This window comes from Cryobacterium sp. TMT2-14, from assembly GCF_004402465.1.
Taxonomy (GTDB): Bacteria; Actinomycetota; Actinomycetes; order Actinomycetales; family Microbacteriaceae; genus Cryobacterium; species Cryobacterium sandaracinum.
In genome coordinates this window covers 63,442-72,654 of sequence record NZ_SOFV01000027.1, presented here as the reverse complement: position 1 = coordinate 72,654, position 9,213 = coordinate 63,442, and the positions used below count along the sequence as shown (strand labels likewise).

The window sequence follows — 9,213 nt, the reverse complement described above, 5'->3', positions numbered from 1 at the left end:
GACTGGATCCATAGCTACAATCACCACAGACCCCATACCGGCATCGGCGGCAAATCACCCATCAACCGTGCTCACAACGTCAGTGGGAACAACAGCTAGGTCAGCTCGTCCTCATAAGACCAACAAAACGCGCGGCGAAACGATACGCGCAATGTTGGTAGCGGCAACGAATTTACGAGCCACCCCTACCTACGCGCCAGCGTTGACGGATCGGAGGCGCTACCAGGCACACCAGTACAGTTCTGCCTGCGTGCCCAGTGCGCGATCAAGGCCGTCTCGCGTCATAAACCATAGTCAAATAAGCGTCCTCCGCCCTACTCCTTCTGATTAGGCACGCCAGTTATCGCAGGTTACGGTGCCAGGCCGAGTTGTTGGAGCATGCCCTGTTCGTCGCTGCTACCCCAACGCTCGACAAGTTTCCCGTTCTCGAACCGGCTGATTTGCATGCCACGAACAGACATCGTTTTCCCGCTAGCCGGGTGGCCCATGAGAGGGCCCTGGTGGGTGCCGGTGAGAGTGTACGCGAATGCGACGTCGGTGTCGTTCGCGACGAGGCGCTCGACTTCGATGTGCAGGTCGGGGAAAGCGGCAATCATCTCGCCGAAGAACGCTTTGTAGCCTGCGTGGCCCGGGCCCTGGCCCGGGGCCGGGTCGTTGTCGACTGCGTCTTCGGCCACGAGGTCATTGAGAAGGTCGAGTTCTCCGCTGTTCACGGCGTCACCAAACTTCTGCTGTGCAGCAATATTCACTTCTTGACTCATGTGTTCGCTCTCTTCCCAGAATTAATCATGGATGGGTTTGTGTGGGCCACGAGGTGACCATACCGCCGTTGACGTTCAACGTTGGGAGTGGTGAAAGAATCTGAGCATGAATCCGATGCCGATGAGGACGGCCTGCATTGCAATTCCTGGCAGTGTCGTTGTCTCGACGACGGCCCAGAGCACAGCGGTGCGAACCGTCGCCTCGACGCCGTTGAGGGCGAAGGATCGGGCAAATCGGATACATCCGGATGCGGCAGGTCCTCGGAGGTCTCGGAAGTCGAATCGCTCTTGGAGGAGGAAATTGCCGACGATTGTGACGGCTGCAGAGATGATTGCAGCAGCGATGTACCACACGCCGAGAGCCTGCAGTCCTGCCATGATGAGCAGGTTCGTTACCGCACCAGCTGCGCCGATGTTGACGAAGCCGGAAAGGTGACCGAAGCGGAGTGCGGCAAGTTGCGTGACGAAGCGGACCCCTTGCTGGAAGTCGGCTCTGGATACACCGGCTTGTCGTTCGTCGAAAACGAACGGTTCCTCCACCACGGTGACCGTATTGCGGGCCAGAATCTCGAGCAGTATTTTGAATCCTCGTGGCTGCAACGCTGATATATCTATGGTGGCGCGGTGTACGGCGAAAAAGCCTGTCATCGGGTCGGTGCAGTTCTGCAGCCTGACGGGAGCATTGCGCGTGCCAGGAGGTTTGCTGCGGTGGAGACGATATGGCGGGATGCGGCTGCGAGCCCGCCGGATGAACCGTCGTCAAGGTTCCGGGAGGCGACAACCACATCTTCGTGTTCGCTAGCAGCTGCGGCTAGCAGAATCGGAATCATCTCGGGAGGGTGCCGCAGATCGCCGTCCATCACGATGCACCCCTTCCCGTCGCTGGCGGCAATGCCCTCGAGGACCGCGCCCGCTAAGCCGCCGGTGGGTGTACTTCGGTGGATGATGCGGACGGGGAGGCGGGCGGTGTTGCCGACGTGAACTATTACCTGCGGTGTGTCGTCCGAAGAGACGAAGATGATTTCCGCGTCGTAATTGGTTGTGGCGTCACTAATCCGTGCGGCGAGCTCAGCGATGCTCGGTGCCACATTGTAGGTGGGTATCACGATCGAAACGGCCATCAGCGGGTCATTCCTTTCCTGTCCGGGGCGAGGCGAGCGTTCTTGTTCGCCGCTAGCGGGAGGCGAGGTAGAGCCGGTGGGCGGTGATGATTATCGCGAGCTACGCCAGTCCGACGTGGTCTTGCCCGCCCCGTTGTGCCCGAGCAACCCGAATACTTCTCCCATCGGCACCTCGAGAGCGAGGTCGGCTAACGCCGCCGGGAACCGAAGGACCGCAACAGGCCCCTGATAGTTATTGCCATCTTTGTCATAAAACTGACGCTATTGACACCACCGTGAGAAGAAAGTGAGAGAGCCAACGCTCACCGAGAGAGCCATCGACGCCCGTGTCAAGGGCGGGCTCACCAGCGGTCGGCTCGACAAACGCCAAGCAGCGCCGAGTGGGACACACTTGAGTCGGTACAACTGGTGGACCCCATCTCGGTTCACAGCAATAACCGCCAAGGCCGACGAGGAAGTGGGTGATAGTCGGTTGGAATGCGATTGGAGTTGGAATACTTTGCTGCGACGAACGCTAAGACGCTCGTGGTTTTCGTCACGGGGGGCGTGAATGATGACTGAATGGTGGCAGTTCGCGCTAGCGCCCTGGGAAGCCTCGCACTCTTCTGGCTCGCGCTCGTGCTTTTCCTCTGGATTGAATCCACGCGTCACCTAAGAGGTGCATCGCTCAAGGATTTGTTGCGGCTCGTGCCCGATACTTCGCATCTCCTTCGGCGGCTCGCGAGCGATCATTCAGTGTCCATGGGCGTGCGAATATGGCTCCACATTCTTCTCTTTCACCTTCTATTTCCCATTGATGTGATCCCTGACTTCATCCCGGTTCTGGGATATGCTGACGGCGCCCTTATTGTCGCGATCGCGCTGCAGTTCGCGACCCAACAAGCAGGTAGCGTCGCGATCAAACGCCACTGGCCTGGTGCGCCGGAAGGACTAGCCGCGGTACTGCGACTAGCTGGCCTGCACCAAGGGGAGGCATCTGATCATCATGGGGTTTGAGGCGCCGAAGGTACGATGCATCCGCACCGATAGTTGCGCTGGACAGTTTGTTGGACATCACCTATGTCCTCGTCCATGGTCGAACGATGACGACTTGCCAGTGAATATTGGGAGGAAGATCTATCAGCAGTAGCGGGCAAGACGACGGTGGGACCAACGAGAAAAAATTCCTATCGACGGGAGCGCGCGTCCGTGCTGGCTTCCACGGAGGCCGCTCCGTGTCCCTCGACGCTGTGCGCGTGTTCGCAATGCTCGCAATTGTGGCCGGCCACATCTGGGTAGACGGTCCAGCACGACCATTTCTTTACAGTTGGCATGTACCGATCTTTTTTTTGCTCTCCGGTTATCTCTGGAAGGTCGGTCGGTCGTTCAACCGGGAGGTTAGGAACCGGGTCAGGTCCCTCCTCATCCCCTACGCGGTCTGGCTCGTGCTGCTTGGAACGGTCACCTTAGGGACCGAAAGTGTGGAGGGCGGCTTCGATCCGATCAGGCTCGCGCACCTTCTCTGGGGCGGCCAGTTCGCGACCGATGGGCCCTTTTGGGCGATGTGGTTTGTGACAGCGTTGTTCTTCGCCGCTGTCATCTATTGGCCTGTGTCACGGTTGCCGCTACCCGGGCAGTGGGCCATCGCCGCGATACTTTTCATCGCGGCGGCGTACATCCCGGGACATCCTGCACGATTCCTGCCGTTGAGCCTGGGGCTCGCCCTTGCGTGCATCATCTTCATCGTTGCCGGGCGTTCGATGCGGCGGGCCCGGGGTATGGTGCGGCACCCGATTGTCACTGGTGTCGTGTTGCTTGCGGTTTCCTTTACCCTCATCGTTCTGGGATGGTCGCAGCCGCTTGATTTGAAGCGGCTCGATGTGGGTACCCCGGTCGTGAGCATAGTGGTGGCCGTCGCACTTTCCTTCGGCTTCATTCTCATTACAGAGGGTCTGCTGGGCGGCGATTCTGTTGGGGAGGATGCCAAACCCAGTGTCAGACGAAAGAGCCGAGTCGGCGGCATTGGCCAGCTCTCGCGAGCGGTCACTCAACTTGCCCGGGCGTCATTAACGGTGCTCTTTATCCACCCTGCGGTGGTCACAGGCCTCCACTCATTGGGTCTATCGAAACCCGTGGTCTACCTGCTCACGATCGGAATCGCTTGGCCGGTGGGACTGCTGTTGCTGCGCCTCCCCCACAGCCGCGCTATCACCGGCCTCAAGCCAGCACACTGACCAGAGGAGAATGGCGTAAACATGCGAGCTCGGAACGCTGCGCCGCGGACGCCGCAACGACTTTCAATCCGAGTGCCGAACTGAACGTAAAGCCTCGAAGCCGAACCGTTCCATATCCTTGAAAGTGGAACGCCTCCTACGGCGGAGTTTAGAATTTCGACACGCTGTGGAAATTCGTTCCAAAAGTTAGGTTCGAAAAGGTCTTTCGTTTCTCTCGTACAAAAACGACTTCCGGTACGGCCGCTGTGGATATTAACTAAACTCGCGTCTCGACTGCCAAGCAAGACCTCGACCGGCAGCTCGACGCGCTCGGCGCCGTCGGGATCCCCGCCGATCAGGTCTACGTCGACAAGAAATCAGGCTCGACGACAAACCGACCGGGGCTAACGGCGGCTCTCAAAGTCGCTCGATACGGCGATGTAATCGTGGTGCACACCCTGGACCGTCTCGGCCGAACTGTTCGAGACACGCTAAACATGATCCACGACCTGCGCAAACGTGGCGTCGGGGAACGAAACCTAGCCGATCCGATTCGGGTCGACTCCGCCAATCCGGATGATTCGATGTCGCAGCTAGCCGTAGTCATGCTCGCCTTATTCGAACAGATGGAGCGCATCTATTCGCTCGAACGTGCCGCCCATGCCCGTGCAGTTGCGATGAGCAAGGGCCGGCGCATCGGGCGCCCCAGCGTCGTGGATCCCACAAAACTCGCCTACGCTGATCACCTGCGCAACGCGGGGCACACAATCCCCGACATTGTTTCTAAGACCGGCATCACGAAATCGAGCCTGTACCGCATTCTGCCTCCACGACGGGCTGACCCTGCTCCAGGTGCAGACGAGTAGAACGCAAGATCGACGAACCTGATGCAAAAGATTTGCCCATGATCCCGAATGAAATAGCTGACGCCTTCAGCAAAATCGACGTTCCCGTGCTCGTCGCTCTCATCACGACTCTCGTCGTAGAGTACTTTGCTACGCCCGATTGGAGGCCAAAAAATCACGGCTCATCCGTGATCGCCAGCAGATCGATGAGGTCATCTTCGCATTTCAGAAGGCAGCGATGCTCGCTCCGGCATTGCTTCCCGACGAATACATAACTCATCACCCAAACACGAGCGCGGTGAAACGACGCCAAATTGAAAGGCTCGCGCCAGCGGTCGACGCGCTTTTCGACGCGACAGCGCGGTTGCCCTCGCAGTTCATAGCCAGACATTCCTGGCAGGTGGGAGCGGCGAGCTTCTTCGTGGCCTACTTTGCTGGCTTAGTTTGGTCAGAGCTGGAGTCTGAACTGCTCAACGGCGATCATCTCCGCGCAGCTGGCAGTGACATCAGCGAGTTCGACGCGAGTTCGCGGCACACGCGAGTTTTCACGACAGCCAGGAGCCGTGGATCAAATGGGCCTTCTCGAGGCGCTTCATACGGGTTGATTACAAAGAGCAAGCGGAGGCCGTAATTGCCAAACACGGCCTCGAACTACCCAAGGAGCGCTCACGCCGGGCGGAGGGGTGACGAATCCTTTAATGAGCAGGGTCTGAGACCCTTGCGTGTCAGTGCCAAGAAGATCGAGCTTGAACCCTATCTGGCAGGGTTTCTGTGGAGTTTGGAGATAAATGGCGGCGCCCTGTGAAGCTCGATGTCGCATTATCGGGCTTCGAGTCGTCTTACATCTCATGTGTTTCGACACACCGAGGTTACGAGACACCCCACACATGAATCTGACTGCATTTGGCGAATTGGGCGGTGCCTAGTGTCTCAAGGGTTGCCGGACGCAATCTCACCGCTGCCCTCATCACCTTGGTGAGCAGCAATGCTGCCGCGTCATGACCGCATCACCAGCCCTAACGGCGTGTGATTTCCGACCCCTGTTGTTGCTACCGCTCCGGGTCACCCCATGGGTAGGCTCGGCTCATGACCTCTGGAGCGGTAGTCAACACGTCGTCGCTCGGCAATGCCGTGCGGTTCGTCGACGTGCCCACCTCGCTGCCAATGAAGATCGGGATCTGGGGCCTTGCAATCATCGCGATCGGGTTCATCGCCGTGGTCCTCAGCGACCTGTTGGTTGGCGCAGATGGCCAGTTCGCCGATCGAATGTCGTTCCAACAAACAGGCCGGATCGGGCTGGTGGGGCTTGGAGTGCTTGTCGCCCTGATTTTCTTGGGCACCGCCGTATTCCAGCGCGCCAAGTTGCGAGCGGCAAAGGCGGTTCGACCCGACGCCTTTGTCTTCATGACGCAGCGCACCCCGGCACTCATCGACGCCCTGAAGACGATTGGGACCGACCGACCGCGACTGCGCCAGCATTTCGTGGTCACGCTCGGACCGAAAGGAATCGAGCTTTGGGGTCGCGGACGAACCGATGTCCCTCAAATGGCCCTGCCCTGGAACGACATTGATTACGCCCATCCCGGCCGACACATGGTCGAAATAGGAAATATCAGCGTCGCGGTTCTGGCCCTCCGCATTTTTCAGACTGTCGATGGGCGCCGGCTAGATCTACCGTTTCCGATTTTCGGTCCGCAAGGCATCAATCGCGCAGGAACTCATGATGCCAACAAGGTGCTCGATGCCTGCTCCCGCTATACGAGCATCGCCTGACCGACCGCAGCGACCTGAATCAGTCGCGGTTCCCGACAACAAATTCGGTAAACGAAAACATCAGCCAGTGCCCCGCTAGACGTTCCTTCGTGACACCCAACCTGGCAGGCCGAAATCGTTGAGTTTTCGACCCGAAGCCGCGGCGTTTCTGGTCTGCTGGAGGCTAAGCGCTCGGGTTTGCCGATGCGTACCATCGGCAGGCTCCTAGAACGCGTCGGGTGCGACCGTCTTCGCGCCGACTTGCAGGGCCAGCGCCTCGAGTACGTGCGCGGGGGTCGTGGCGGCCTGGAGGGCGTCGCGGAAGGTGGGCTTTATCAGGGCGCGGGATAGCTGGGCGAGTACCTTCAGGTGCTCGGTTCCGGCCTCCGCCTCCGGGACGGCGATCATGAAGATCAGCGTGGCCTTGGAGCCGTCGGCTGAGTTCCAGTCGATGCCTTGCGTGCTGCGGGCGAAGGCGAGTACCGGGGCGGTTACACCGTCCGACTTTGCGTGGGGGATCGCGATGCCGTCGCCGATGCCCGTCGTGCCGTGCTTCTCGCGGGCGAGGGCGGCCTGGGTCACCAGGGTCTCGTCGGTGACGCGGCCGGTCTTGCTCATCAGGCCGGCGAGGGTGCTGATCATCGCATCCCGGTCGGTCTCTTCGACGTCGAGCACGATCGTGCGTTCGTCGATATAGTCGAGCACCGTCTTCTTCGCCGGGGGCATAGGCGACGATTCGGACTCGGACGCGACCGAGCCGACCGTGCCGGCATCCGCGTCCGATGGGCCCGTGAACGCGGGGACAGGACCGGAAGCCCCGGCGGCGGTGCCCGTGGCCGCACCCGTCGCTGCAGCGTGGCGGGTCGACTTGCGCGCGGAAATGCCGAGCAGCAGCACCGAAACGAGGGCGGTGACGACGGCGCCGGTGAGCAAGGCCGCGAAGTACATCGGCACCCCGGAGACCGCACCGAAGACGGCGACGATTGGGCCACCGTGCGGTACGGAGTTGGTGACCCCGAACAGGGCGGCAATGCCTCCGGCCATGGCGCCACCGATCATGTTCGCCGGGATGACCTGCAGCGGCTTGGCCGCGGCGAGCGGAATCGCGCCCTCGGTGATGCCGAAGAATCCCAGGAACAGTGCGGCGATGCCGGCTTCACGCTCTGGTTTGGAAAAGTAGCGGCCGCGGATCAGGGTGGCCAAGCCCATCCCGAGCGGCGGGACGGCGATCGCGGCGGCGACCATGCCCATCGGGGCTGAGTTCCCCTCCGCGATCAATGCTCCACCAAAGAGGAATGCGGTCTTGTTGATCGGGCCGCCCATGTCGAAGGCGACCATGGCGCCGAGAATCAGGCCAAGCACGATCGCGCTGCCACCCTGCAGGCCGGTGAGGAACGTGGTCATGCTGGAGAAGACCCAGCTGATCGGCTGGCCGAGGGCGAGCACGAAGGCGCCGCCGACGATCACGGTGGTGAGCACGGGGATCACGAGGATCGGCATGATCGGCTTGATAAAGCGGTGTACGGGAATTTTCTTGATGCCGAGGGCGACGAAGCCGACCAGGAAACCGGTGATGATGCCGCCAATAAAGCCGGCGCCTGATTCGGAATTGTAGAAGGCCCCGGTCGTGGCGATCCAGCCACAGATCATGCCCGGTGCGAGCCCGGGCCGGTCGGCGATGGCGTAGGCGATGAAGCCAGAGAGGATCGGCACCATCAGGGTGAAACCGAGTCCGCCGATCTGGTTGAGCGTCAGCCAGAAACTGCCCTCCGGGATGACGAGCCCATTCGGGGTCGCCTCGCCGCCGAAGGAGAGCGAGATGGCGATCAGGAGCCCGCCGACCACAACGAACGGGATCATGTACGACACGCCGTTCATCAGTGCGCGGTACAGGGTGCTTCCGAAGTCGGCCTTGCCGCTGCCCGAGGGCGTGGCGTCCCGGCTGGAACTGTCGCCGACGGTGGACGGCTCGGCGGCGAGGGCGTCCCGAATCAGGGCGGCGGGGCGGTGAATGCCGTCGGCGACCCCGACGGAGACGATCCGCTTGCCCACGAAGCGCGAGGCGTCGATCTTGGTGTCGGCCGCGATCACGATTGCGTCCGAACGGTCGATGTCGTCCTGGCTGAAGGTGCCTTCGACGCCGACCGAGCCGTGCGTCTCGACCTTCATCTCGTAGCCCAACTCAGCCGCTGCGCTCTCGAGCTTCTCGGCCGCCATGTAGGTGTGCGCTATGCCCGTGGGGCAGGCGGTGATCCCGAGAATCAAGAGTCTCGGTGGCACCGTGCTCGCTTCGAAGAGAGGTTGGGACATGGCTAAGCCGTCCTTCCGGGGCGAGGCCGACCGGAACTTCCGCGGACACCACAGCCCAAGTTCATAAATTTAGCTAAGTTTATCACTGCCCCGAAAGTGGGTGCGTGCCTTAGCCCTTTGACCTGATGGAGCCCCTGAGGGCGAGTGCGTCCGTCGCAATCCGGGCCATCGACACGACGTCACGCATCCATTGGCCCTGACCCCGCTGGCAGGCTTCACGCCGGGAGCCAGG

The 9,213-nt window shown here is 60.8% G+C and carries 10 protein-coding genes and 1 pseudogene; 6 read left to right on the top strand and 5 right to left on the bottom strand.

Annotated features, from left to right (window positions below; translation table 11 throughout):
• On the top strand, positions 1-99 hold a 99-nt coding region (locus E3O28_RS10405; protein ID WP_134394301.1), incomplete at its 5' end, for an integrase core domain-containing protein.
• Between the two features lie 251 nt (positions 100-350).
• On the opposite strand, the gene E3O28_RS10400 is transcribed toward E3O28_RS10405, so the two are convergent.
• The 4 genes from E3O28_RS10400 to E3O28_RS17340 all read right to left on the bottom strand — a co-directional run bounded on the left by E3O28_RS10400 (position 351) and on the right by E3O28_RS17340 (position 2,047).
• On the bottom strand, positions 351-749 hold the full coding sequence (locus E3O28_RS10400) for an ester cyclase (protein WP_198411506.1): 399 nt from the start codon (positions 747-749) through the stop codon (positions 351-353).
• Between the two features lie 87 nt (positions 750-836).
• The gene (locus E3O28_RS10395) at positions 837-1,409 is read right to left on the bottom strand and encodes a GtrA family protein (RefSeq protein WP_134415853.1); all 573 of its coding nucleotides are present in this window, start codon (positions 1,407-1,409) and stop codon (positions 837-839) included.
• Positions 1,406-1,882 (bottom strand): glycosyltransferase, encoded by a 477-nt coding sequence (locus tag E3O28_RS10390; RefSeq protein ID WP_134415851.1) that lies wholly within the window; start codon positions 1,880-1,882, stop codon positions 1,406-1,408. The genes E3O28_RS10395 and E3O28_RS10390 overlap by 4 nt, the downstream gene beginning before the upstream one ends.
• A gap of 90 nt (positions 1,883-1,972) precedes the next feature.
• The gene (locus E3O28_RS17340; protein ID WP_338145491.1) at positions 1,973-2,047 is read right to left on the bottom strand and encodes a hypothetical protein; all 75 of its coding nucleotides are present in this window, start codon (positions 2,045-2,047) and stop codon (positions 1,973-1,975) included.
• Between the two features lie 396 nt (positions 2,048-2,443).
• On the opposite strand from E3O28_RS17340, the gene E3O28_RS10380 reads away from it, so the two are divergent.
• The 5 genes and pseudogenes from E3O28_RS10380 to E3O28_RS10365 all read left to right on the top strand — a co-directional run bounded on the left by E3O28_RS10380 (position 2,444) and on the right by E3O28_RS10365 (position 6,692).
• Positions 2,444-2,878 carry a DUF1232 domain-containing protein gene (locus E3O28_RS10380; RefSeq protein ID WP_104099776.1) on the top strand — a complete coding sequence of 145 codons (435 nt, stop codon included), beginning with the start codon at positions 2,444-2,446 and terminating at the stop codon, positions 2,876-2,878.
• 218 nt (positions 2,879-3,096) lie between these two features.
• The gene (locus E3O28_RS10375; protein ID WP_134342723.1) at positions 3,097-4,095 is read left to right on the top strand and encodes an acyltransferase; all 999 of its coding nucleotides are present in this window, start codon (positions 3,097-3,099) and stop codon (positions 4,093-4,095) included.
• Between the two features lie 275 nt (positions 4,096-4,370).
• A pseudogene (locus E3O28_RS17255) lies at positions 4,371-4,754 on the top strand (recombinase family protein); the annotation flags it as partial.
• Entirely contained in the window at positions 4,752-4,940 is a 189-nt protein-coding gene (locus E3O28_RS17250) for a helix-turn-helix domain-containing protein (RefSeq protein ID WP_255453082.1), read from the top strand. The pseudogene E3O28_RS17255 and the gene E3O28_RS17250, both read left to right, overlap by 3 nt.
• A 1,065-nt stretch (positions 4,941-6,005) precedes the next feature.
• Positions 6,006-6,692 carry a hypothetical protein gene (locus E3O28_RS10365; RefSeq protein ID WP_134342725.1) on the top strand — a complete coding sequence of 229 codons (687 nt, stop codon included), beginning with the start codon at positions 6,006-6,008 and terminating at the stop codon, positions 6,690-6,692.
• A gap of 204 nt (positions 6,693-6,896) precedes the next feature.
• Here the strand turns inward: E3O28_RS10365 and E3O28_RS10360 are convergent, their stop codons facing one another.
• On the bottom strand, positions 6,897-8,981 hold the full coding sequence (locus tag E3O28_RS10360) for a fructose-specific PTS transporter subunit EIIC (RefSeq protein ID WP_134342726.1): 2,085 nt from the start codon (positions 8,979-8,981) through the stop codon (positions 6,897-6,899).
• Positions 8,982-9,213: the final 232 nt, after the last annotated feature.

What these genes read in the sequence shown, in the direction of transcription:
- E3O28_RS10395 (WP_134415853.1), bottom strand. Translation starts at nt 1,409, where the DNA reads ATGACAGGCTTTTTCGCCGTACACCGCGCCACCATAGATATATCAGCG.
- E3O28_RS10390 (WP_134415851.1), bottom strand. Translation starts at nt 1,882, where the DNA reads ATGGCCGTTTCGATCGTGATACCCACCTACAATGTGGCACCGAGCATC.
- E3O28_RS10380 (WP_104099776.1), top strand. Translation starts at nt 2,444, where the DNA reads ATGGTGGCAGTTCGCGCTAGCGCCCTGGGAAGCCTCGCACTCTTCTGG.
- E3O28_RS17250 (WP_255453082.1), top strand. Translation starts at nt 4,752, where the DNA reads ATGAGCAAGGGCCGGCGCATCGGGCGCCCCAGCGTCGTGGATCCCACA.
- E3O28_RS10365 (WP_134342725.1), top strand. Translation starts at nt 6,006, where the DNA reads ATGACCTCTGGAGCGGTAGTCAACACGTCGTCGCTCGGCAATGCCGTG.
- E3O28_RS10360 (WP_134342726.1), bottom strand. Translation starts at nt 8,981, where the DNA reads ATGTCCCAACCTCTCTTCGAAGCGAGCACGGTGCCACCGAGACTCTTG.